The sequence below is a fragment of the Streptomyces bluensis genome, assembly GCF_014650715.1.
Classification (GTDB): domain Bacteria; phylum Actinomycetota; class Actinomycetes; order Streptomycetales; family Streptomycetaceae; genus Streptomyces; species Streptomyces bluensis.
Genome location: NZ_BMVM01000005.1, coordinates 401,263 through 425,261 on the forward strand (window position 1 = coordinate 401,263; position 23,999 = coordinate 425,261).

General features: G+C 71.4%; 22 protein-coding genes. 17 read left to right on the forward strand and 5 right to left on the reverse strand.

Annotated elements, in window-relative coordinates; genetic code table 11:
- Positions 1–23: 23 nt before the first annotated feature.
- Positions 24–812, reverse strand: coding sequence for a TIM barrel protein (locus IE262_RS16770; RefSeq protein ID WP_229877291.1), 789 nt, complete (start codon positions 810–812; stop codon positions 24–26).
- Between the two features lie 241 nt (positions 813–1,053).
- Here IE262_RS16770 and IE262_RS16775 point away from each other — a divergent pair, with 241 nt between their 5' ends.
- The gene (locus tag IE262_RS16775; RefSeq protein WP_189874506.1) at positions 1,054–2,103 is read left to right on the forward strand and encodes a LacI family DNA-binding transcriptional regulator; all 1,050 of its coding nucleotides are present in this window, start codon (positions 1,054–1,056) and stop codon (positions 2,101–2,103) included.
- Positions 2,104–2,118: 15 nt separating this feature from the next.
- On the opposite strand, the gene IE262_RS16780 is transcribed toward IE262_RS16775, so the two are convergent.
- Entirely contained in the window at positions 2,119–4,926 is a 2,808-nt protein-coding gene (locus IE262_RS16780; RefSeq protein WP_189874508.1) for a beta-L-arabinofuranosidase domain-containing protein, read from the reverse strand.
- A gap of 315 nt (positions 4,927–5,241) precedes the next feature.
- Here IE262_RS16780 and IE262_RS16785 point away from each other — a divergent pair, with 315 nt between their 5' ends.
- From IE262_RS16785 to IE262_RS16800, 4 genes are all read left to right on the forward strand, one after another.
- On the forward strand, positions 5,242–6,462 hold the full coding sequence (locus IE262_RS16785) for a cytochrome P450 (protein ID WP_134037667.1): 1,221 nt from the start codon (positions 5,242–5,244) through the stop codon (positions 6,460–6,462).
- Positions 6,463–6,464: 2 nt separating this feature from the next.
- Entirely contained in the window at positions 6,465–7,151 is a 687-nt protein-coding gene (locus IE262_RS16790) for a TetR/AcrR family transcriptional regulator (protein ID WP_134037670.1), read from the forward strand.
- A gap of 64 nt (positions 7,152–7,215) precedes the next feature.
- Positions 7,216–7,416 carry a ferredoxin gene (locus IE262_RS16795; protein ID WP_134037673.1) on the forward strand — a complete coding sequence of 67 codons (201 nt, stop codon included), beginning with the start codon at positions 7,216–7,218 and terminating at the stop codon, positions 7,414–7,416.
- Positions 7,417–7,525: 109 nt separating this feature from the next.
- Positions 7,526–8,758 carry a cytochrome P450 gene (locus tag IE262_RS16800; protein WP_189874511.1) on the forward strand — a complete coding sequence of 411 codons (1,233 nt, stop codon included), beginning with the start codon at positions 7,526–7,528 and terminating at the stop codon, positions 8,756–8,758.
- A gap of 60 nt (positions 8,759–8,818) precedes the next feature.
- Here the strand turns inward: IE262_RS16800 and IE262_RS16805 are convergent, their stop codons facing one another.
- A complete protein-coding gene (locus IE262_RS16805; protein WP_134037679.1) occupies positions 8,819–9,586 on the reverse strand; it encodes an SDR family NAD(P)-dependent oxidoreductase in 768 nt (255 codons plus the stop codon).
- A gap of 118 nt (positions 9,587–9,704) precedes the next feature.
- On the opposite strand from IE262_RS16805, the gene IE262_RS16810 reads away from it, so the two are divergent.
- From IE262_RS16810 to IE262_RS16845, 8 genes are all read left to right on the forward strand, one after another.
- Complete coding sequence (locus IE262_RS16810) at positions 9,705–10,217, forward strand: MarR family winged helix-turn-helix transcriptional regulator (RefSeq protein WP_189874513.1); 513 nt, start codon at positions 9,705–9,707, stop codon at positions 10,215–10,217.
- Between the two features lie 237 nt (positions 10,218–10,454).
- Entirely contained in the window at positions 10,455–11,177 is a 723-nt protein-coding gene (locus IE262_RS16815; RefSeq protein WP_134037685.1) for a response regulator transcription factor, read from the forward strand.
- 375 nt (positions 11,178–11,552) lie between these two features.
- A complete protein-coding gene (locus IE262_RS16820; protein WP_189874515.1) occupies positions 11,553–12,794 on the forward strand; it encodes a cytochrome P450 in 1,242 nt (413 codons plus the stop codon).
- 60 nt (positions 12,795–12,854) lie between these two features.
- Positions 12,855–13,052, forward strand: coding sequence for a ferredoxin (locus tag IE262_RS16825; RefSeq protein WP_134037874.1), 198 nt, complete (start codon positions 12,855–12,857; stop codon positions 13,050–13,052).
- Positions 13,049–14,233, forward strand: a complete 1,185-nt coding sequence (locus tag IE262_RS16830; protein WP_189874517.1) for an NAD(P)/FAD-dependent oxidoreductase — start codon at positions 13,049–13,051, stop codon at positions 14,231–14,233. Before IE262_RS16825 ends, IE262_RS16830 begins: the two co-directional genes overlap by 4 nt.
- On the forward strand, positions 14,223–15,089 hold the full coding sequence (locus IE262_RS16835) for an SDR family oxidoreductase (RefSeq protein ID WP_373305061.1): 867 nt from the start codon (positions 14,223–14,225) through the stop codon (positions 15,087–15,089). The genes IE262_RS16830 and IE262_RS16835 overlap by 11 nt, the downstream gene beginning before the upstream one ends.
- 117 nt (positions 15,090–15,206) lie before the next feature.
- Positions 15,207–17,039 (forward strand): flavin-containing monooxygenase, encoded by a 1,833-nt coding sequence (locus IE262_RS16840; protein ID WP_189874518.1) that lies wholly within the window; start codon positions 15,207–15,209, stop codon positions 17,037–17,039.
- Positions 17,040–17,059: 20 nt separating this feature from the next.
- Positions 17,060–18,781 (forward strand): hypothetical protein, encoded by a 1,722-nt coding sequence (locus tag IE262_RS16845; protein ID WP_189874520.1) that lies wholly within the window; start codon positions 17,060–17,062, stop codon positions 18,779–18,781.
- A 43-nt stretch (positions 18,782–18,824) separates the two neighbouring features.
- Here the strand turns inward: IE262_RS16845 and IE262_RS16850 are convergent, their stop codons facing one another.
- Positions 18,825–19,679: a LysR family transcriptional regulator gene (locus IE262_RS16850; RefSeq protein ID WP_134037700.1), complete on the reverse strand. Its 855-nt coding sequence runs from the start codon at positions 19,677–19,679 to the stop codon at positions 18,825–18,827.
- Between the two features lie 68 nt (positions 19,680–19,747).
- Between IE262_RS16850 and IE262_RS16855 the strand changes: the two genes are divergently transcribed.
- The 4 genes from IE262_RS16855 to IE262_RS16870 all read left to right on the forward strand — a co-directional run bounded on the left by IE262_RS16855 (position 19,748) and on the right by IE262_RS16870 (position 23,475).
- Positions 19,748–20,653, forward strand: coding sequence for an EamA family transporter (locus IE262_RS16855; protein WP_189874522.1), 906 nt, complete (start codon positions 19,748–19,750; stop codon positions 20,651–20,653).
- Between the two features lie 64 nt (positions 20,654–20,717).
- A complete protein-coding gene (locus tag IE262_RS16860; RefSeq protein ID WP_189874524.1) occupies positions 20,718–21,452 on the forward strand; it encodes a response regulator transcription factor in 735 nt (244 codons plus the stop codon).
- Positions 21,449–22,903, forward strand: a complete 1,455-nt coding sequence (locus tag IE262_RS16865) for a sensor histidine kinase (protein ID WP_189874526.1) — start codon at positions 21,449–21,451, stop codon at positions 22,901–22,903. The genes IE262_RS16860 and IE262_RS16865 overlap by 4 nt, the downstream gene beginning before the upstream one ends.
- Positions 22,904–22,956: 53 nt before the next feature.
- Positions 22,957–23,475 carry a MarR family winged helix-turn-helix transcriptional regulator gene (locus tag IE262_RS16870; RefSeq protein WP_134037710.1) on the forward strand — a complete coding sequence of 173 codons (519 nt, stop codon included), beginning with the start codon at positions 22,957–22,959 and terminating at the stop codon, positions 23,473–23,475.
- 78 nt (positions 23,476–23,553) lie between these two features.
- On the opposite strand, the gene IE262_RS16875 is transcribed toward IE262_RS16870, so the two are convergent.
- Positions 23,554–23,769: a dodecin gene (locus tag IE262_RS16875; protein WP_134037713.1), complete on the reverse strand. Its 216-nt coding sequence runs from the start codon at positions 23,767–23,769 to the stop codon at positions 23,554–23,556.
- Positions 23,770–23,999: the final 230 nt, after the last annotated feature.

Below are 23,999 nucleotides of genomic sequence, written 5' to 3' on the forward strand. Positions count from 1 at the left end.
AGACCGGTGGATGTCGCTGTGGGTCAGGCGGGGGTGAAGGCGGTGCGGAAGCGCTCCAGCGCGCGTTCGCTGTCCTGGGAGGCCCAGGCCTCCATGGCGACCGTGCCCTCGTAGCCGAGTGCGGTGAGGGCGCGGGCGACGGCCGGGTAGTTGATCTCGCCGGTGCCGGGCTCGCACCGGCCCGGTACGTCGGCCACCTGGATCTCTCCGATCAGACCCGGCCCGTGGGCCCGGCGGACCAGCTCGATCAGGTTTCCCTCGCCGATCTGCGCGTGGTACAGGTCCAGGTTCATGCGCAGGCCGGGGCGGTCCACGGCGGCGACCAGGGCCAGCGTGTCGGCGGCCTTCGCGAACGGCACCCCCGGGTGGTCCACGGCCGTGTTCAGGTTCTCCAGGGTGAAGGTGACGCCGGCGCTCTCGCCCAGCTCGGCGACACGGGTGAGCGTCCGGTGGGCCGCGATCCACATCGGGCCCGTGGGCTCGCCCGGCACCGGCACCACCGGCAGGCCATCGCCGTCCAGACCGGTGCCGTGCAGGTTCAGCCGGGGACAGCCGAGCCGCTGGGCCGCCTTGACCGACTCCTCGGCGGTGCGCAGGAGTTCGGCCGTGCCGTCCTCGTCGGTGAGGCTGCCGCGGAGGTAGCCGGTCATGGACGAGAAGATCGCCCCGGAGCGTCCCAGCGCGGTCAGGTCGTGCCGGGTCCAGTCCCAGATCTCGACCTCGAAACCGGCGTCGTGGATGCGCCGGGCCCGCTCGTCGACGGGCAGGTCCCGGAAGACCATCTCGGCGCAGACCGCCAGTGTGTACGTCACGACGTTGCCTCTCTCTGGGACTCACCCGGGAAATCACCCGCTCCGGAACGTCACTGGACGTCACTAGAACGTTCTAGAGCCCGAGCAGCAGTACGCCACTCGCCGGACGTCCTGTCAAGCCTTCGTGGAGCCTGATGACTGGAACGTTGCAGTAATCCCGACCAGCGTGTTCCCCGCCCCCGACTCGTCTACGATCGACGGCTGGAGGAGAGAGACCGAGTACCGAGCGGGGAGGCAGACGGTGCCACGGACCCCCGGAACCCCGGAGGGGAAGCGCCCCACGCTCGCCGACGTGGCGGCGCGGGCGGGCGTGTCCGTCGCGCTGGTCTCCATCGTGATGCGCGGAGCCAAGGGCGCCGGCGCCGCCACCCGGGAACGGGTCCTGGAAGCGGCGCGCGAGATCGGCTACCGGCCCGACGCCCGCGCGCGGCTGCTGCGCAGCAACCGCTCACGGCTGCTCGGCGTGCAGTTCGGCCTGCAACAGCCCTTCCACACCGACCTGGTGGAGGGCCTCTACGCCGCCGCCGAGCCCGTTGGCTACCAGATCGCCCTCAGTGCCGTCGCCCCCAGCCGCGGCGAGCGCCACGCCGTGGAGGCCCTGCTCGGCGACCGCTGCGAGGCGCTGATCCTGCTCGGCCCGCAGGCTCCCGCGGCACGCCTCGCGGAGCTGGCGGCTCAGCTGCCGGTGGTGTCCGTGGCCCGGCGGCTGCGTCCGGCCGTGCCCGGAGTGGACGTGATCCGCACCGACGACGACGAGGGCGCCCGCCGGGCCGTCGACCACCTCGTCGCTCTCGGGCACCGTGACATCGTCCACATCGACGGGGGCAGGGCGCCCGGTGCCGCCGACCGGCGCCGCGGCTACCGCACCGCCATGAACCGCCACGGCCTCGCCGACCGTGCCCGTGTCCTGCCCGGCGGCCTGACCGAGGAGGACGGCGCCGCGGCCGCGCGCACCCTCCTCGGCGACGACCCCCGGCCCACCGCCGTCGTCGCCTTCAACGACCGCTGCGCCACGGGAGTCCTCGACGCCTTCCTGCGCGCCCGCGTCCCCGTCCCCGACGAGATCTCCGTGGTCGGCTTCGACGACAGCCACCTCGCCCGTCTCGCGCACATCGACCTCACCACCGTCGGCCAGGACATCCGCCGCCTCGCCGACCTGGCGGTGGGCCGCGCCGTCGCACGGCTGGAGGGCGAGCCGACACCCGACGGCGAGTCCTCCGGCAAGGAGACGGTCATCGCACCCCACCTCGTCACACGCAGCACCACGGCGCCCCCGCGCAACACGCCCTAGGCGGCGTCGCTGCGGTCAGTCCACGTACGTCGCGTTCTGCGCCGTGGCGGTCACCTTCTGTCCGTCGCTCTGGGAGAGCAGGCCCGCCGACACCCACGAGTTCACCGTCGACCGCACCCGTGTCACCAGCGCGCCCTTGGTGGCGAACGGCGCCCCCGCCCAGATCTCGTCCAGCAGCGTCGTACCGTCGGACCGCGCCGGATTGGCGACCTGGGAGTCGGTGTTCCCGAAGACGACCCTGGGCTCGGAGCGCCGGACGTACGCGTGCGTCGGGTCCTCGGTGCCCTCGTGGAAGGGGGCGAACTCGGTACCGTTCAGCGTGTAGTGCAGCGGCTTGCCCGACACGGGGGTCAGCGAGGGCAACAGGTCACCGGAGAGGGCCGCGTTGCCGTACAGCCCCACCTGGAGGTAGCTGGTGCTCGTGTTGCGGCCGACCAGGTTGACCGGGCCGTAGAACAGCGTCTGCAGGGACGGGTCGTCGAGCGCCTTCTCGACCCGCAGCCGGAACGGGATGGTGACGCGCACGGTGTCGCCGCTGCGCCAGGTCCGGGAGGGGACGGTGAAGTAGCTGCCCGGGGCCGGAGTGCCGCCGACCGCGCTGCCGTTGACGGTCACCCGGAAGCCGCTCGTCGCCCACGACGGCACGCGCAGTTTCAGCTCGAAGGCCGCGCTGCCCCCGCCGACGGTGAGCGTGGAGCCCTGTTCCCTCGGGTAGTCCGTGGTCTGTGTGACGGTGACGCCCTTCTCGGACCAGGTCAGGGTGGAGGGGCTGTAGAGGTTGACGTACAGCGCGCTGCTGTCGGCCTTCCTGAAGTACACCGAGTCCTGGTACTTCGTGGCACTCTCCATGCCGGTGCCCTCGCAGCAGGTCGTGCCCTGCTTGGGGGTGTAGTCGCGCACATGACCGGGCTTCAGGCCGATGAAATACGTGACGAGCGGCTTCTCCGCGTCCGCCTTGTCCTGCTTGGAGCCGAGGACCTGGTTGTAGAGGCCCCGCTCGTAGTAGTCCATGTACGCCGGGTCCTGGTCGTGGAGGAACAGCATCCGGCTCAGCTTGAGCAGGTTGTACGTGCAGCAGGACTCGGCGTTGGTGTCGCCGATCGTGCCGGCGATGACCCCGCGGGCCTTCCAGAACTCAGCCGTGCTCGTCCCGCCGATGCCGTACATGCGGTGCGGGACGACCATGCCCCAGAAGTTCTTCGCGGCGGTGAGGTAACGGGTCTCGCCCGTCGCGTCGTACAACCGGACGTAGCCCGTGAAGATCGGGATGTGCTGGTTGGCGTGCAGGCCGTCGAGCGTGTCGGTGTTCGCGGCGCAGGCGTCGATGAGCCTGTCGAGATCGAACAGCCTGGCCAGCGCGAGGTGTTCGGCCTTGCCGGTGATCGCGTGCAGGTCGACGATCGTCTCGACGATGCCGCCGAACTCACCGCTGGAGAAGATGCCCCACATCCGCTGCCGGGTGGCGTCGGGCAGCTTGGACAGCCGGGAGTGCATCCAGTCGCACATGCCGGACGCGAGGTCCAGCGCCCGGTCGTCGTCCGTGGCGAGGTAGGCGTCCAGCAGACCCTTGAGGATCTTGTGCGCGGTGTAGTACGGCGCCCACACCTTGGTGTAGTCGCCGCTGGTCATCGACTCCAACTCGATGAACTGGGTCTCGGGGTACGCGGCGAGGAACCCGGGATGGCTCGGCCCGCCCCAGGTGCGGCGCAGGGTGGCGGTGAGGCCCCGGCCGGAGGAGTCCGCGAAGCTGCCGCCGGTGGTCTCGGAGAAGTCGTACGATGCCAGGTCGCCCCGGCCGGCCGGGGCCGCGGAGGCCGGGCCGTTCTGCAGTGCCGTGATCTCGGCGGCGGTCAGGGCTCGCGACCAGACGTTGAACTCGTCGAAGGCGCCCGCGAACACCGGGTCGGCCAAGAAGTTGGAGCGGCCGAGCCAGTTGTTCCTCAGAGTGCCCAGCGCCGCCGGATCGAGGGTCATCGACGTGTTCCGGGCGACGGCCGCGCCGTTGACGTACAGCGTGCCGGTGCCGCCGCCGATCGTCACCGCCAGGTGGCTCCACCGGTCGAGCGGGAGCGCGGCGGTGCCGTCGAGGGCCTGCTCGCCGCCGGGGCCGCCGGTCGTGATGGCGAAGCGCGGTACGCCACCGCCGTTGCGGGCGGCCAGGTAGAGGTAGCGGCTGTTGTTGTCGCCGAAGTCGAAGACCCGGGCCCAGTTGGCGTCATGCGTGGGCTTCACCCAGGCCGACAGGGTGATCGCCGGGGCACCGCCGAGCACCGCGGCCGGCAGGTCGACGTACTGGTACGAGCCCCGGACGTTCTCCAGGGCGGCGCCGAACCGCCCGGTCACGCTGAGTACGCGCGGGTCGCGGCGCAGCGCCGCCCGCACCTCGGTGAGAGCGCCGACCATGGTCCGGATCTTGTCGGCGTACGCCTGGTCCCCGGTGGACGCGTAGGACTGCGACAGCATGGTGAGGAAATGGCCGGTGTAGTGGCCGCGCAGATTGCCGTTGGCCTCGCCGTCCAGCCCCTCCCAGCCGCCGGGGGCGACGGCGCCGCCCGTGGAGAGCCCGGCGCCCGCGCGGAAGACCTGGAGCAGCCGGTTCACGTCGTAACCGCGCCCGTGGTCGAGCATCAGCCGGCGCTTGGCGGCGAAGAGGCCCTGGCCCAGCTCGACGTCCTTCAGCTCGAACGGCCGCAGGGTCCAGGCGGACGGCGCAGGCACCGTGGCCGGGGCTGCCCGGCCGGTGGCTGCGAACGTCATCGCCGGTGCCGCCGTGCCGAGCAGCGCGGCCTGAAGGAGGATTCGTCTGGGGAGGGCGGGTGCCATGCGTTCCTCGTCTCTGCGCGGGGGTGGGGACGGGTGGTGCCGGGCGGGCCCGCAGTCTGTTCGAAATGCCGTACGTCGTACGGAAGCTCGACCAGAGGATAGGTTTGGGGCGCGATCACGTCAACGTTTCCGGCGAGTTCTGTTCCGGTTGATTCGGCGTACCGCGGGATCTCGGCGTGCGATATCCAGAGCGACGGGGGGCGGTGCCGCGCCGCCGTGGCTGGAACTCGGCGCGTTTTAAATCAATTGCTTGACTTGGGTGAGGGGGTGGGATTGCCTGGGCCGGCAGCGACCACCGGATCACAGGAGGACGCGATGAGCCCGAGCGACGGCGACCAGCCGCCCAGCTATCCCATGACCGGGGCGACGGCCCTGGCCGCCCCCGAGGAATGGGCCGAACTGCGTCGGCGGTGCCCCGTCGCGCGGGTGACCCTGCCCAGCGGGGACGAGGCCTCGCTGCTGACGCGCTACGAGGACGTCAGACAGGTGCTGGCCGACGGGCGCTTCAGCCGCCGGCTGAACGCCGAGGGCGCGGCGCGGTTCTCGGACAGCGACTCGGGCGGCGTGTTCAACAGCGAGCTGTCCACTGCGCTCCCGCAGAGCGGTGAGGAGCACCAGCGGTGGCGCCGGATGGTGAGCAAGTGGTTCACCGCCAAGCGCATGGCCGCCCTGCGCCCCAGGATCGAGACCATGGCCGAACAGCTCATCGACGGCATGCTGGAACACGGCCGTCCCGCTGACCTCAAGGCGCACCTGGCCTTCCCGCTGCCGGTGTGGGTGATCTGCGACCTGCTCGGCGTCCCCGACTCCGACCGCGACCGGTTCTCGTACTGGTCCGACACCATGCTCAACCTGACCCGCTACCGGCAGGACGAAGTCGACGCGGCCCAGGCCGAGTTCACGGACTACATGGCCGATCACGTGGCCGCGAGGCGGAAGGCCCCGGGCGACGACCTGCTCGGCGAACTCACCACCGCCACCGCGCCCGACGGCTACCGGCTCAGCGACCGCGAACTCGTGGCCACCGGCCAGGGCCTGCTGGTCGCCGGGCACGAGACCACCGCGAACATGATCGGAAAGATGGTGGCCATGCTGCTGGCCGACCGGCGGCGCTGGGAGAGCCTGCTGGCCGACCCCTCCCTGGTCAGGTCCGCGGTGGAGGAGGCCCTGCGCTTCGACGCCAACGCCGGCGTCGGCATGCCCCGGTACATCGGCGAGGACATCGAGGTCTCCGGCACGGTCCTGCCGGCCGGCACGACGGTGGTGTGCAGCATGGCCGCCGCCAACCGGGACGAGACCGCCTTCGACGGCGCCGAGGAGATGACGCTCGGCCGCAGCCCGAACCCCCATCTGGCGTTCGGCGTCGGCCCGCACTCCTGCCTCGGCCAGGCACTGGCGCGCACGGAACTGCAGACCACCCTCGACGTGCTGGTGCGCAGGCTCCCCGCGCTGGACCTCGCCGTTCCGGCCGAGGACCTGCGGCGGCTTGAGGGGCTGGCCGTCGGAGGGTTGAGCGAAGTCCCGGTGCGGTGGTGACCATGGCGGACAGGACGGTGGGAGCGGACAGGACGGTACGGGTGGACAGGACGGTACGGGCGGAGCGGGCCGGTGTCACGCGGGAGCTCATCCTCACCGCGGCGGAGCGGCTGTTCGCCGAACACGGTGTGTACGCCGTGTCGAACCGTCAGGTCAGCGAGGCCGCAGGCCAGGGCAACAACGCGGCGGTCGGCTACCACTTCGGTACCAAGGCCGACCTGGTCCGCGCCGTCGCCCGAAGACATGCCGAGCAGATCGAGGAGATCCGGGCGCGGCTGCTGACCGCGACCGGCGACTCCAGCGATGTACGGGACTGGGTGGACTGCCTGGTGCGGCCGATCCCCGAGCACCTGGCCGCCCTCGGCAGCCCCACATGGTACGCGCGGTTCTGCGCCCAGGTCATGACGGACCCGGCGCTCCACCGGATCCTCATCGAGGAGTCTCTCGCCTCCGCGTCCCTGCGGCAGATCGTCGGCGAGGTGAACCGGCGGCTGCCCGGCCTGCCTCCCGAGGTCCACGCCGAGCGCGCTGCCATGGCCCGTCAGCTCATCGTGCACATGTGCGCCGAACGCGAACGGGCCCTCGCCGAGGGCACGCCCACGCCCCGGGCCAGCTGGCGGGACACCGCTACCGGTCTCGTCGACGCCGTCCTCGGACTGTGGCTGGCACCGGTGACGCACCGCCCATGACGACGCCCGGGGCCCGCGAGCTCCGGAGTCCCTGGGTCCCACCCCGCGGACAGGGAGAAGCGACATGAAAGTAACCGCCGACCAGAACACCTGCTGTGGCGCCGGCCAGTGCGTGCTGCTCGCACCGGAGGTGTTCGACCAGCGCGAGGAGGACGGCATCGTCGTCCTGCTCGACGAGAAACCTCCGGAGCACCTGCGAGCGGCGGTCCGCGAGGCCGCCGACATGTGCCCCGCCGGTGCCATCGCCGTGCACGAGGACACCTGACCCGTCCCGGGTGCACGCTCCGAACTCTCCGATCTCTCCGAACTTTTCCTGTCCCATGCCCCCCACCACACGTCACGAGCCCGCAGGGGCTCAAGGAATGGGTGAACCGATGACCATCACGTCGAACCCGGCGGAAGACCGCGCGGCCGACTCCGGGATCCTTCCGTTTCCGATGGACCGGGCGGCGGGCTGCCCGTTCGATCCGCCGCCCCGGCTCCAGGCCCAGCAGCAGGAGAAGCCACTCGTCAGGGTCCGTCTCTGGGACGGCAGCACGCCCTGGCTGGTCACCCGGCACGCCGACCAGCGCGCCCTGCTGGGCGACCCCCGGGTCAGCGCCGACATCACGCGGCCCGGCTACCCGAGGTCCGCCCCCAGCAACGGCCGGAACAACATCAGCTTCATCCTCATGGACGATCCCGAACACGCCCGGCTCCGCCGGATGGTGACGGGATCGTTCGCCGTCAAGCGGGTGCAGGCGATGCGCCCGGCCGTGCAGAGGATCGTGGACGACCAGATCGACGACATGCTGGCCGGCCCCAACCCGGTCGATCTGGTCCAGGCGTTCGCGCTGCCCGTTCCCTCACTGGTCATCTGCGAACTGCTCGGAGTGCCGTACGACGACCACGACTTCTTCCAGCGCAACAGCAGTGCCCTGGTCAAACAGAGCCTGTCCGTAGAAGAGCGGACGGCCGCCCACGGCGCGCTCCTCGGCTACCTCGACGACCTGATGGGCGAGAAGCTGGCCCGCCCCGCCGACGATCTGCTGTCGAGCCTGGCGACCCGCGTCAAGGACGGTGAGCTGTCCCGCGAGGAGGCGGCCCAGATGGGCGTGCTCCTGCTCCTGGCGGGGCACGAGACCACGGCCAACATGATCGCCCTCGGCACGGTGGCCCTGCTGGAACACCCCGACCAGCTCGCGCTGCTGCGCGACGCGGACGACCCGAAGGTGATCGCCGCGGCCGTGGAGGAACTGCTGCGCTACCTCAACGTCACGCACAGCGGGCGGCGCCGGGTGGCGCTTGAGGACATCGAGATCGCCGGGGAGGTGATCCGCGCGGGCGAAGGGATCGTCCTCCCCAACGAGATCGCCAACCGGGACCCCGAGGTCTTCACCGACCCGGACCACCTCGACCTGGAACGCGACGCCCGCCGCCATGTGGCCTTCGGCTTCGGGGTGCACCAGTGCCTCGGCCAGCCGCTGGCCCGGCTGGAGCTCCAGGTCGTCTACAGCACCCTCTACCGGCGCGTCCCCACGCTGCGGCTGGCCACCGAAGTGGAGAAGCTCCCCTACAAACACGACGGTGCGGTCTACGGCGTCTACGAACTGCCGGTGGCCTGGTGACCGCTCCATGAGGAGGGTCCCGCCGCGGACCTGGGCCGACGGCGGGACCCTCGGAGTGCGTCAGACGGCGGCCCAGCCGTCGTCGACGGGCAGGATGGCGCCGTTGACGAACGCGGCGGCGTCGGAGGCGAGGAAGACGATCGCGGCGGCCTGCTCCTCGGCGGTGCCCAGCCTGCCGATGTTGGCGCCGATGAACTGACCCACGACCGCGGGCCCGTGGGCCTCGTTGTCGGCGTCGACCTGAATGCCGGTCATGGTGGGGCCGGGGGCGATGGCGTTGGCGCGGATTCCCTGCTTGCGGTACATGACGGCGAGGTTCTTCACCAGGCCGATCACACCGTGCTTGGAGGCGGTGTACGCGGCACCGGCGGCGCTGCCCCGCAGCCCCGCCTCGGAGGCGGTGAAGACGATGGAGCCGCGCTCCGCGGCCAGCATGTGCGGCAGGGCGGCCCTGGTCAGCAGGAACGGAGCGGTCAGGTTGATCCTGATGACGCGCTCCCACTCGGCGTCGTCGACGTCCGCGAGGGCGGACATGCGGTCCATGATCCCGGCGTTGTTCACCAGGACGTCCAGCCCGCCGAAGGCCGCGACGGCGCGCTCGACGACCGCGTCCACCACCGCCTGGTCGCTCAGGTCACCGATGACAGCGAGAGCGGTGCCCCCGGCGCTCTCGATCGACTTGACGGTTTCCTCGGCGCCCTCCGGGTTCAGGTCCGCGACGAGGACCTTCGCGCCCTCCTCGGCGAACCGCAGGGCCGCGGCCCGGCCGATGCCGCCTCCGGCGCCGGTGACGACGACACTGCGGCCCTGAAGCCCGGTGCTGTTCATGCTGTCTCCTCGTATCGACCCGCTTGTTAGTTGAGTCAGGCAAGCACAAGCGAGTTATTTGAGTCAAGCAATCGTAAGCTGTTGCTTGACTTAGGCAAATGTCAGTAAGGTGATGCCCATGCCCACACCACCGCCGGCAGATGCCGCCGCGCCGGAAGTGACCGACATCGAGCGCGCCCTTACGCGCGTCGCCCGTCTGACCGGCCGGGCCCGGCAGCACGAGCGCCTCATGGCCTCGGCCGGGGTGCCGCTGGACCGGGCCGCCGTGACGGTGCTGCGCCAGATCGCCGACTCCGAGCCGCTGCGGCCGGGGGAGTTGGCCGGCCGGCTGGTGGTCGAGGCGTCCCATGTCACCCGGCAGGTCCAGCAACTCCAGAGGGCCGGCTACGTCACGCGTGTCGCCGACCGCGACGACCGCCGTGCCCGGCGCATCGAGCTCACTCCGGCCGGGCGGTCCGCCGTCGACCGCATACAGGAGGTGTGCCGCCGTGGCATGCGGAGGTCGCTGGCCGACTGGTCGCCGGAAGAGCTTCGTGACCTCGCGGCCCTCCTCCACCGCCTGGTCGACGACTTCCTGGCCCACGTCGAATCGGCCGCGGCCGAAGCGCGGGCCCTGGCCGCGCCCGCCTGACGCCGGGGTATCGCACGTGCGAGCGGCTGCCCCCAAGGTCCTTCTGATGGATCTCCGCGATGTCGCGGCGTCCGGCACGCTCCCCCACTGCCTCAAGGGCGTGGGGGGTACCCCCACCCGCCGCACGAGCTCGCCCTTCCGCCCCCTCACGCCCCCAAGGGGCCTTCAGTGACGCCCGCGTGTGCCGGCCGCCGCCCTCCCGGTGCGTGGCACGAGCCCTGGACGAATGGTCTTTCCATGTACGGCAGCATCAGTGAGAAACCCTCGGTCGCTCGTGGAGAGGGCCAGCACGTTCTGATCGTCGCCGACGATCCGGGCACGTCCGAACTGCTCTCGACGACGCTGGAACTGGCGGGCTATCGGACCGGCACGACGACGACGGTGGGCGAGGTGGTGGCACAACTGGCCGAGGGGCCCGTCGACCTCGTGATCCTCGACACGACGCTGCCGGACCTGGAGGGGTTCGACGAGGGACGCCGCCCCGTGATCGCCCACCGCCCGCCGGTGCTCCTCCTGACCGCCTACGACGAACTGGGCAAGATCCTCCCGGAACTCGGGCTGGGGGAGCTGGACTACGTCACCAAACCCCTGCGGATCGCCGAAGTCCTGGCGCGCGTCCGGGTGTTACTGCGCGGCAGGGTGCTCTCACGGCGGGAGGGCGTGCTGGACTACGGCGATCTGGTGCTGGACGACGTCACCTGCCAGGCGCGGCGCGGACAGCGGGTGCTGGACCTCACGCCCGCGGAGTTCCGGCTGCTGCGCCATCTGCTGGGCAACGCCCACAAGGTGCTGTCGAAGGAGCAGATCGCCCGGTACGTCTGGGGCGAGTACCGAGGCGACAACGCGATCGAGCAGCTCGTCTCCCGGCTGCGGCGCAAGGTGAACCAGGGCGGTCCGGCGCTGATCCACACCCGCCGTGGATTCGGCTACTGGCTGGGCCGTCCGGGAGGCAGGGCGTGAGGTGAGCCTTCTGTGCCGTTTTCGCTCAGCAAACGCACCCGTGCAGGCGCGGCCTGCGCTGCGCTCCTCGGTGTCCCGGGACGGGGAGTGGGGTGGTCTCGTGGAGGTCCTTCCGTCCGGTCGCGGCGCCTGCTCGGGCGCACCGTGGTGCCGTATGAACTGCTCCGGCAGGCCAGCTGGTTGGGTGCCCGTGTCCTGTTCTGCCGGTGCTCTCGGTGCGGCGGTGAGGCGTTCGGGCGTGATCCGGGTCACGTCAGCTTTCTGTCAGGAAACTGTCCGGGAGGCGTCAGACCACTCTGTTTGCATGTGCTCATCGAGGCCTCGACTTCACCCGGCGCTCCGCTCGGACCGGAGCCCCCACCCCCGAGGAGAGACATGGCCGACGCCCTGGCCGGCGCCACGCCCGACGCGGCCCCGGCGGTCCCCGAGTATCCGATGCCCCGGGACATGGGCTGCCCGCTCGCCCCGCCGCCGGCCCTGGGACCCCTGCGGGACGGTAAACCCGTCACCAAGGTCCGCATCTGGAACGGCAGCACGCCCTGGCTGATCACCCGTCACGCCGACCAGCGGGCCCTGCTCACCGACCCCCGCGTCAGCAACGACGACCACGAGCCCGACTTCCCCCACGTCAACGCCCACCGGGCCGCGATCGCACCGCACACACCGAAGCTCATCACCAACACCGACGCCCCGGAGCACACCCGGCTGCGCCGGTCGGTCAACGCCCCGTTCCTCGTCAAGCGGATCGAGGCCATGCGGCCCGCCATCCAGAAGACCGTCGACGGCCTGATCGACACCATGCTCGCCGGGCCCAACCCCGCCGACCTGCTCACCGCGTTGGCGCTGCCCCTGCCCTCCCTGGTCATCGCCGACCTGCTCGGCGTGCCGTACAAGGACCACGGGTTCTTCCAGGAGAACAGCAACCGCGCCCTCGACAGCTCCCTCACCGCGGAGGAGGCGTCGGCCGCGAGCCGGGCGCTGGGCCAGTACATGGACACGTTGTTCCGGGAGAAGCTCGACACCCCGGGTGACGACGTGCTGTCCGAGATGGCCGGGCGGGTCAAGTCCGGTGAGATGGCCCACCAGGAGGCCGTCAACATGGGCGTCGCCATGCTGATCGCCGGTCACGAGACCACCGCCACGATGATCAGCCTCGGCACCCTCGCCCTGCTGCGGCACCCCGACCAGCTCGCGCTGCTGCGCGAGAGCGACGACCCGAAGTTCATCGCGGGCGCGGTGGAGGAACTGCTGCGCTACCTGTCCATCGTCCACTCGGGGCTGCGCCGGGTCGCCAAGGAGGACATCCAGATCGGCGACCAGGTCATCCGCAAGGGCGACGGCATCCTCTTCGACCTGCACTCCGCCAACTGGGACCCGCAGGCGTTCCCCGCGAGCGAGCGACTGGACCTGAGCCGTCCCGCGCGTCAGCACAACGCGTTCGGCTACGGGCCCCACCAGTGCCTCGGCCAGAACCTGGCACGCCTGGAGCTCCAGGTCGTCTACGGCACGCTCTACAAGCGCGTTCCCACGCTGAGCCTGGCCGCTCCGATAGAACAACTGCCGTTCAACCACACGGGTACCACCTACGGCGTCAAGTGCCTTCCCGTCCGCTGGTGACGTACCCCCAGGTACCCCTCACAGAAAACCGACCCCCCACAGATGACTGAGGAGCAGACCATGCGGGTGGAACTGGACGAGCCGAAATGCGTGGCGTCGGGACAGTGCGTCATGGCATCCCCTGAGGTGTTCGACCAGCGGGACGAGGACGGCGTCGCGATCCTGCTGGAGGAGAGGCCCGGCGAGGAACTCCTCGACGGGGTGCGGGAGGCCGTGGCCATCTGCCCCGCGGCGGCCATCCGGCTGGTGGAGGAGTGAACCGCGTCGTCGTCGTGGGCGCCTCGGCCGCCGGACTCGCGGCGGTCGAGACGCTGCGCCGCGAGGGCTACGACGGCACGCTCACCCTCGTCGGTGACGAACCGCACGCCCCGTACGACCGACCGCCGCTGTCCAAACAGCTCCTGGCCGGCGAGTGGAGCCCCGACCGGCTGGCGCTGCGCCACTCGGCCGACCTCGACACCCTCGATCTCGACCTGCGCCTCGGCGTCGCCGCGACCGGGCTGGACGTGCCGGGCCGTACGGTGCGTCTGGCGGACGGTGCGACGGTGCCGTACGACGGTCTGGTGGTCGCCACCGGGGTGCGCCCCCGCCGGCTGCCCGGTGAAGGCGCCCATGTGCTGCGCACCCTTGACGACGCCGTCGCCCTGCGGGACCGGCTGGAGCCCGGGGTCCGGGTGGTCGTCGTCGGCGCCGGGTTCCTCGGGGCCGAGGCCGCCGCCGTGGCGTCGCGGCTCGGCGCCGAGGTGACCCTGCTGGAACCGGCGCCGGTGCCGCTCGCCCACGCGATCGGCGACGAGATCGGGCAGGTGCTGTCGCGGGCCCATCTGGACCACGGGGTGAACCTGCGCACCGGAGTCACCGTGACCGCGGTGACCGAGGACGGGGTACGGCTCGCGGACGGTGAACGCGTCGACGCCGACGAGGTGCTGGTCGCCATCGGCTCGCTGCCGAACACCGAGTGGCTCGCCGACAGCGGCCTGTCGACCGGAGACGGGCTGAACTGCGACGAGTACTGCGAGGCCGCACAGCACGTGTACGCCGCCGGTGACGTCGCCCGCTGGTACAACCCGCTGTTCGGGGTGCCCATGCGGATCGAGCACCGCACCAACGCCGCCGAACAGGGCATGGCCGCCGCCCGCAACCTCCTGCGGCCCGAGGCCCGTAAACCGTTCGCGCCGGTGCCGTACTTCTGGTCCGACCAGTACGACATGAAGATCCAGGCGTACGGCTACCTGCGCGGGCACGACGAAGTGGCGGTGGTGGACGGGGACTTGGAGACGCGCCGGTTCGTGGCCGCCTACCGCACCGGCGACCGCCTCACCGGCACCCTCGCCGTCGGTATGCCGCCCAAGGCGATCCGTTCGTGGCGCCAGGCCATCGCGACCGGCGCGACCTGGCGTGAGGCCGTGCCCACGGGAGACACCGGCGATGACCGCTGACATCAAGGAGGCCGCCATGGCGGATCGCCTCACTGACGAGCGCCGCGACGTGGTCGTGGTCACGGGCGCGGGAGGTATGGGTACGGCCATCGCGCGCCGCCTGGGCAGCGGGCGGACCCTGTTCCTCGCCGAGTCCTCGCGCGGACACCTCGACCGGGCCGTGGCCGCGCTCACCTCCGAGGGCTACGCCGTGCACGGGGTGCTGACCGACGTGTCCGACCGTGCGTCGGTCGAGAAGCTCGCGCAGGAGGCCGCCGGCGCGGGCCGCCTCTGCGCCGTCGTGCACACCGCGGGCGTCTCCCCGGCGACCGCGTCGGCGAGGACGATCATCGAGGTCAACCTCCTCGGCACGGTCCATGTGATCGACGCGTTCGAGAAGGTGGCCACGCGCGGCACCTCGCTCGTCGTGATCTCCAGCATGGCGGGCCACTACGCCTCGCTGAGCCGGGACGACGAGGCCGCGCTCGCCACGGCCGAGGCGGAGGACCTCCTCGGGCTCGCCGCCGTCGCCGCCGTCGGAGACGACGCGGGCACCGCCTACATGGTGTCCAAGCGCGCCAACCACGTACGGGTGGAAGCGGCCGCGCTCGCCTGGAACCAGCGCGGGGCGACGGTCAACACCGTCAGCCCCGGGGTGATCTCCACCGCGATGTCGCAGGCCGAGGCCGAGTCGCCCAGCGGCGCACACATGCTCAGGATGCTCGACGACTGCGGCGCCGGCCGCACCGGCACACCGGGAGAGATCGCCGAGGCCGTCGCCTTCCTCACCGGTCCCCAGGCGCGGTTCATCACCGGCACCGATCTCCTCGTCGACGGCGGGCAGGCCGCCTGGGTACGCCGGCACATGCGGCACTGAACCATCACGCCGACCCGGCGCCGCCCGCGCTCGTGCCCGGCGTCCGGTCAGCCGCATTCCCATGATCAACCGAGGACTCCGGACACAAGAGAACCGGACACAAGAGAAGAGGACAGCATGTCCACCCCCCGCACTCCGTCCGCCGACACCCCCCTCACTCCCGAGGAGTTGGGCTTCGACCCGGACGCCCTGCGCGAGAAGTACCGCGCCGAGCGCGACCGCCGGATCCGCCCCGACGGCAACCGGCAGTACCAGCGCACCACCGGCGGCGAGTTCGGCTCCTACGCCGACGACCCGTACACCGAGTTCGCCGAGCGGGAGCCGCTGCACGACCGCGTCGAGGTGATCGTCATCGGGGGCGGTTTCGGCGGCCTCCTCGCCGGCGCGCGGCTGCGCCAGGCCGGAGTCGAGTCGATACGGGTCATCGAACAGGCCGGGGACTTCGGCGGCACCTGGTACTGGAATCGGTACCCGGGCATCCACTGCGACATCGAGTCGTACGTCTATCTGCCGCTGCTCGAAGAGGTCGGCTACGTCCCGAAGTGGAAGTACGCGCCCGGCGAGGAGATCCGGCAGCACGCGATGGCGATCGGCCGGCACTTCGGCCTCTACCGGGACGCCTGCTTCCAGACCCAGGTGACCGGACTGCGCTGGGACGACACCGAGTTGGAGTGGATGGTCACCACCGACCGCGGCGACGAGATGCGGGCGCGCCACGTGGTGATCTCCAGCGGCACGCTCAGCCAGCCGAAACTGCCCGGCATCCCGGGCATCGAGACCTTCAAGGGGCACACGTTCCACACCAGCCGCTGGGACTACGACTACACCGGCGGTGATTCGGGCGGCGGCCTGACGGGGCTCGCCGACAAGCGCGTCGCCCTCATCGGCACCGGCGCCACCGCCATCCAGGTCGTGCCGCACCTCGGGGCCGACGCGCAGCACGTGTACGTGTTCCAGCGCACGCCGTCCTCGGTCGACGTACGCGGCCAGCGCCCCACGGACCCGCAGTGGGCCAAGGCGCTGGAGCCGGGCTGGCAGAAGCGGCGGATGGAGAACTTCCTCAAGGTCGTCACCGGCATCCGGGTGGACGAGGACCTGGTGGACGACTCGTGGACCAGCAGCGCCCGGCTGCAGGAGAAGCTGATCCCGACCAACGCGTACGCGGACGTCCCCTCCGAGGAGCGGGAGCGGCTGTACGAGATCGCCGACTTCCAGAAGATGAACGAGATCCGGGCCCGCGTGGACGCGACGGTCGAGGACCCGCGGACCGCCGAGCTCCTCAAGCCCTGGTACCGCTACATGTGCAAGCGGCCCACGTTCAGCGACACCTACCTGCAGACCTTCAACCGGCCGAACGTCACCCTGGTCGACACGACCGACAGCCACGGCGTCGAGGAGATCACCGAGAACGCCGTCGTGGTCGGCGGGGTGGAGTACGAGGTCGACTGCGTCATCTTCGCGACCGGCTTCGAGGTCGGCGTCTCCGGCATCCTGTCCGGGCGGCTGCCGGTGCACGGCCGGGGCGGCGTCAACCTGCTGCAGTCGTGGATGACCGGGGGCCCGAAGACGCTGCACGGGTTCTTCAGCCACGGGTTCCCGAACCTGTTCCAGCTCGGCCCGCTGCAGAACGCCTCCGCCGTGAACTACGTGCACATCCTCGACGAGCAGGCCACGCACGTCGCCGAGGTCGTCGCCGAGGCGCGCAGGCGGCGGGTCCGGTACGTCGAGCCGACCGCCGAGGCCGAGGACGCTTGGGTGGCCACGATCCGTGAGAAGGCCGCCGACCTGCACAAGTTCCAGGCCGAGTGCACTCCCGGCTACTACAACAACGAGGGCATGCCGAGGGAGCGCAGCGAGTCGTACGGCGACGGCCCGGTCGCCTTCCACGAACTGCTGCGGCGCTGGCGGGCCGACGGCGGTATGCGTGACGTCCTGGTCGATGCCGAGTGAGGCGGCGGGGACGCGAGACGATGCCAGAGACAACGGCAGAGACAAGGGCAGGGGCAACGGCAGCGCCGTGCCCCAGCCGGTTCGACGAGACCGGCGGCAGGCGGCCCGTCAGCACCCACTGGGAAGCGCGGCGGCTCAACCCGCCCAACCGGCTGTGGGGTTCCAACGGGATCGCCTTCGGCCCCGACGGGCGGCTGTACGTCGCCCAGTTCCTCGCGGGGCAGATCAGCGCCGTGGATCCCGCCACCGGGGACGTCGAGGTGGTCGTACCGATGGACAGCCCGGTCCAGTCGCCGGACGACCTGGCCTTCGGGGCGGACGGTTCGATGTACATCTCCGACCTGGTGCCCGGCCGGGTGTGGCGGCGCAGCCCGCGCGGTGAGTACACCCTCGTCTCCGGGGAGGTGGTGAACCCGAACGGCATCACATGCGTCGGCGACCGGCTCTTCGTCAACGAGATGAAGCCGGGCGGCCGGCTGCTGGAGCTGTTCCCGGACGGTGGTGACCCGGTGGTCCTCACCGAGGGACTGGCCCTCGGCAACGCGATGCAGCTCGGCCCGGACGGCCACCTGTACTACCCGCACATGATGAGCGGACAGAACCCGTTGCTGACCGGGCAGGTCTGGCGGATCCCCCCGGACGGCGGCGCACCCGAACTGGTCGCGGACGATGTGCACCAGCCGGTCGCGGTCCGCTTCGACCAGGGGGGTGTCCTGCACGTGCTGTCGCGCGGCGTGGAGGGCATCGTGACCCGCGTCGACCTGCACGGCAGCGGGTCCCGCACCCTCGTGACCAGCGGCGTGGTGGGACTGGACAACGCGGCGTTCGACGCGGAGAACCGGATGTTCGTCTCCAGCTACTCCAGCGGCGGCGTCACCGAGATGCACCCCGACGGCCGGATCCGCGAGATCGTGCCCCGCGGGCTCGACGGCCCCTACGGGGTGACGATCGACCTCGGCGGCACGGTCTACGCGGCCGACCACTACCGGCTGGCGACCCCCGCGGTCACCCACGAGGGCGAGCCGGACGACAGCCCGGACGGCACCGGGCCGGGCGGTGTGACCACGCACAACCTGCTGCACTTCCACCACGGCCTCACCGCCGACGGCGAACTGCTGCACTTCACCTCGCAGTACGGCACCGTCCAGACCTACGACCCCGAGAGCGGAACCACGCGGGAACGGGCGGCCGGGCTTCAACGGCCCCTGGGCATCGCGGTGGCACCGGACGGCCGGCTCGTCGTCGCCGAGACGGACGCCGGCCGGGTCGTGGCCGTCGACGACGGCGACACCGTCACCGTGCTCGCCGAGGGGCTCGACCACCCGGTGGACGTGGCCTTCGACGGGTCGGGCCGCTGTTACGTGAGCGAGGAGCGGCTCGGGGCGGTGCTCAGCATCGAGGAGGGCGGCAGGACGGCGGTCGTCGCGGACGGCCTCGCCGCACCACAGGGCCTCGCCGTCCTGGGCGACGAACTGTTCACGGTGGAGACCGGTCACCGCAGCCTCCGGGCGATCTCCCTGAGTACGGGGGAGAGCCGGACCGAGGCGGAGGACCTGCCGGTCGGGCCGCCTCCGGGCGTCGTACCCCGCACCGGGCCCGCGCTGTTCGCCGACGGCATGCCCGGTGTGGCGGTCCGCTTCGCCGGCCTCGCCGCCACCCCGGACGGAGGTCTGCTGCTCTCGGCCAACGGCGAGGGCACGGTGCTGCGGCTGACCAGGACCGAGGCCGCCACGGCGACCTGACAGCGCCTCGCCGGAAGCACGGTGATCAACCTACGGCCGGGGCTCACGCGGCGCGATAGAGGTCCGTGAGCAGTTCGATCGCGGACTGGGTGGCGGGATGCGGGTCGTCCCGCCACCAGCCGAGCAGCACGGGGATCGGCTCGGCGTCGCGCACCGGCCGGTAGACGACGCCGGGCCGGGGGTACTGGTGGGCGGTCGACTCGGCGGTGATCCCGATGCAGCGGCCGGTGGAGATGACGGTGAGCCAGTCGTCGACGTCGTGCGACTCCTCGGTCGCCGGGCGCGCGCCGGGCGGCCACAGTTCCTCGGTCGTGGTGCCGGTCCTGCGGTCGACGAGCAGGGTGTGCCCGCCGAGGTCGCCGAGCCGGACGGCGCGGCGGCGGGCCAGCGGGTCGTCGGCGGCCAACGCGCACAGCCGCCGTTCCAGGCCCACGACGACCGATCCGAACCGGCGCCCGTCCAGTGGCCTGCGGACCACGGCGAGCTCGCAGGCCCCCTCCGCCAGCCCGGCCGTCGCGGAGTTGACGCGCACGAGCTGGAGGTCCGTCTCCGGGTGCGCGGCACGCCAGCGGCGCTGGAAGGCCAGTGTGTGACGGCCGACGGCCGACCACGCGTACCCGATCCGCAGCCGGGTGTGGCCCGACGTGGCCTCCCGCACCAGGTCGTCCACCTCACCGAGCACCCGACGGGCGTGCGCCAGCACGCGCAGTCCGGTCGCCGTCGGGTTCACCTCGCGGGAGGTCCGCCGCAGCAGCCGTACCCCGAGGGCCCGTTCCAGCGAGGCCAGCGTGCGGGAGACGGCGGCCTGGGACACGCCGAGCGCGATGGCCGCGTCCGTGAAGGTGCCCTCCTCCACGATCGCGACGAGACAGCGCAGCTGCCGCAGTTCCACATCCATGACCCCAGCGTATGGATGGAGCAGCGCATGCATTTTCCGTAAGCGGCGAGGGCGGCCACGATCGGGACATGGATGCAGAAGCGGCAGGCCCGGTGACACCCACCCACGCGACCGACGCCGCGGCCCAGGAACCGGAAAGCGACCGGCAGCGACTCGCCGGTGTGGTGACCATGGTCGCCAGCGGTCTGTCCAACCAGGTCGGCGCCGCGACCGGGGCCCTCGCCTTCCCCGTGCTCGGCCCGGTCGGTGTCGTCGCGGCACGCCAGTACGTCGCCGCCGTCGTCCTCGCGGCCGTCGGCCGCCCCCGGCTGCGCGCCTTCACCTGGTGGCAGTGGCGTCCAGTGCTGCTGCTGGCCCTGGTGTTCGGCACAATGAACCTGTCCCTCTACAGCGCCATCGACCGCGTCGGCCTGGGCCTGGCGGTGACCCTGGAGTTCCTGGGCCCGCTCACCATCGCCCTGGCCGGCGCCCGGCGCCGTCTGGACGCGTGCTGCGCGGTGGTCGCGGGCGCGGGAGTCGTCACCCTCATGCGTCCCCAGCCCTCGGCCGACTACGTGGGGATGGGGCTCGGCCTGCTGGCCGCCGTCTGCTGGGCGTCGTACATCCTGCTCAACCGCACCGTCGGCCGGAGGATCCCCGGAGCGCAGGGGCCGGCTGCCGCCGCCGGAGTCTCCGCGCTGATGTTCCTGCCGGTCGGCGCCGTCGTCGTGGTCCAGCACCCGCCCACGGCCGGGTCCGTCGTGTACGCCGTCGCCGCCGGTGTCCTCTCCTCCGCCGTGCCGTGCCTCGCGGACCTGTTCACCCTGCGCCGGGTCCCGGCCCGTGCCTTCGGGCTCTTCATGAGCGTCAACCCGGTCCTCGCGGCCGCTGTCGGCTGGGTGGTGCTCGGGCAGGGCCTGGGCGGGGCGGAGTGGGCGAGCATCACGGCGATCGTCGCCGCGAACGCGGTCAGCGTCCTGACGTCGCGCCTCTGACCACGGTGTGCGAGTTCTTGGCGAGGTGTTCCCGGCGGTCCAACCCGGGGGCAACCATGGCCTCATGGCGGACGTGAAGCAGTATGAGCACGTGGAAAGAGTGCGACTCCTCGTGGTGGACGACGACCCGCCCATCGCCGACCTGGTGGCGACCGTCGCCCGCTACGAGGGCTGGGACGCGGTCACGGCGAACTCCGGCGAGGAGGCGCTGCGTCGCGCCGCCGCGTTCGATCCGGACATCGTGGTGCTCGACCTGATGCTCCCCGACCTGGACGGCTTCGGTGTGCTCGACCGGCTGCGGGACTCCGGGGCCATGGTGCCCGTGGTGTTCCTGACCGCGCGGGACGGAGTCGCCGACCGGGTGGCGGGCCTCACCCGGGGCGGCGACGACTACCTGGTGAAACCGTTCGCGGTGGAGGAGCTCATGGCCCGGCTGCGCACCGTGCTGCGCCGCAGCGCCGGCCCCGGCTTCCAGCGGTCCCCGCTCCAGGTGGCGGACCTGACGTTGGACGAGGACACCCGTGAGGTCCGGCGCGGCGACAGGCTGCTCACGCTCACCCCCACCGAGTACGAGGTGCTCCGCTATCTGATGCGCAGGTCGCCCACCGTACTCACCAAGGCGCAGATCCTCGACCACGTCTGGGAGTACGGATTCGGAGGACGCTCCAACGTGGTGGAGCTGGTGGTCAGCCGGCTGCGCCGCAAGCTCGACCACACCGGCAACACCGCTGACGACGGGCCGCCGCTCATCCACACCGTCCGTGGCGTGGGCTATGTGGTGCGGCAGGTCACCGAGTGATCGACCGGCTGAAGCGGACCTACCGCAGGATGCCCCTGGGCACCCGGCTGGCGCTGGGCCTGGGGGTGCTCTCACTGGCCGTGTTCGCCGTCGTCGGGACGGCCCTCACGACGTATATGCGGGACTATCTGTCGGCCCAGCTCAACGAGCAGCTGAAACTCGCTCAGATCGCCCAGTCCAAGAGCATCGCGGACCACGGCACCCTCCAGGGAAAGAAGTACTACCGCTGGTACTACGCCGTGTACGACGTGTCGGACGGCATACCCGTCCTGCGCGGGCCCGAGGACCCCGCCGACATACCCGTGGACGTCGACGACCTCACCACGGTGGCCCGGGCCCAGATCGCCGCGGACACGGAGGTCATCCGCACCGAGTCCCTCAAGGGTGACGGCCTGTACCGGCTGCGGGCCTGCGAGGTGGAACCCGGGGTGGTGCTCGTCAGCGCCGCGCCCATGAAGGACATCGAGGACACTGTCGGGCGGCTGATCACGGTCCAGGTGATCACCTTCGCGCTGGCGCTGCTGGCACTCGTGGTGCTGGGGCGGTCCCTGCTGCGGCGCGGTCTGAAACCGATCGGCGACATGGCGCGCACGGCCCGCGGCATCACCTCGCACGACCTGACGACGGACTCGGCGCGGCTGCCGGTGCGCGCGGACGGCGGGAAGGGCGGCCCCGAGGTCGAGGAACTGCGCACCGCGTTCAACACGATGCTGGAGCACATCGACGACGCGCTCGCCGTGCGCACCGAGGCCGAGCAGCGCCTGCGCCGTTTCGTCGCGGACGCCTCGCACGAACTGCGCACGCCCCTGATGTCGGTGCGCGGCTACGCCGACCTGTTCCAGTACGCGGCGGCCAACGCCCCCGAGGAGCGGGACAGGCACCTGGCCCGGCTGCGCGCCGAGGCCGCCCGGATGGGGGTCCTGCTGGACGACCTGCTGCTGCTCGCCCGGCTGGACGCCGCCGAGGCCGAGACGCCGCTGCGGCCGGAGGACGCCGATCTGGTCGCACTGGTCCGCCAGGCCGCGGACGTGTTCCGCGCGGGCCGTCCGGACCACCCGCTGACCGTGACGGCGGCCCCCGGTCCCGTACGGCTCCGCGTCGACCCCCTGCGGATCCGGCAGGTGCTGGACAACCTGCTCACCAACGCGGCCGTGCATACCCCTGCCGGTACGAAGGTGGCCCTGGCAGTGGCCGTGGAGGAGTCCGGCACCGCCGGCCCGGCGGCCGTGGTCACGGTCACCGACTCCGGGCCGGGCATCCCGGCCGCCGACCGGGACCGGGTCTTCGACCGCTTCTACCGGGTCGACAAGGCCCGCAGCCGCGACCACGGCGGCAGCGGACTCGGCCTTTCGGTCGCCCGCTCCCTCGTCGCGGCCCACGGCGGCACGATCGACCTGATCAGCGAGCCCGGCTCGACGACCTTCACCCTCAGGCTGCCGACGCAGGCGTGAACACCGGCCCGAGAATTTACTTGAGTAAGGCAACAAGCTGGTAAAGTTGCCGTATGGCCACACCACCGCTCCCCAGCGTCCCCGCCTCGCCGGAAGTGATCGAGATCGAGCGCGCTCTCACCCGCATCACCTATCTGAGCACCCGTACCCGACAGCACGAACGCCTGATGGCCCTGGCGGGAGTGCCGCTCGACCGGGCCGCCGTCGCGTTGCTGCGGCAGATGGCCGACTCCGAGCCGCTGCGTCCGGGGGAGCTCGCCAACCGGCTGGGCGTGGAGGCCTCGCACGTCACCCGCCAGGTGCAGCAGTTGCAGAAGTCCGGCTACGTGGACCGCATCCCCGACCCCGACGACCGCCGCGCCCAGCGCATCAAGCTCACCAGGACCGGCCAGGAAGCCGTCGACCGCATCCGCGACGCCGGTGCCCGCGGCATGCAACTGGCCCTGGACGACTGGTCGCCCGAGGAACTGCGCCAGCTCGCCTCCCTCTTCCACCGCATGGTCGACGACTTCCTGCGCCACGGCGAGGAGCTCATCGAGCAGGAGAAGGCCGCCTCGGCGAACCTGGCCTGAACACGCCTGGGGGGGCGGCGCCCGCTCACGCCGTCCCCCGCACGAGGACCAGTGCGCGCCAGGCCCCCCACCGTGCGGTCAGCCCGTGTCCTCCAGCCGGAAGCCGACCTTCAGACCGACCTGGAAGTGCTCGATCTCGCCGTTCTCGATGTTGCCCCTGATCTGCGTGACCTCGAACCAGTCCAGCAGGCGCAGGGTCTGTGAGGCACGCGAGAGGGCGTTGCGGACGGCCTGGTCGACCCCCTCCGGGGAGCTGCCGACGATTTCGGTGACGCGGTAGGTGTGGTCGGACATACGGTGCTCCTCTCCGCTGTGGCCGGTGTGCCACGCGTCACTCCACGGTGCCGCAGAGCGCGGCGCCCCGCGAGGCGTCCGCGGCAACCGGCTCAGGGGCTCAGGGGTCCTTGCACTATGCCCGCCCGGGTCGCGCGGCCTGGCACCGCACCTCGCCGCGTTGCCGAAACGCCCAGGTAGCTCTGCTACCAGGGCGCTCCGGCGCCTTGCGATGCACGGCACCAGACCAC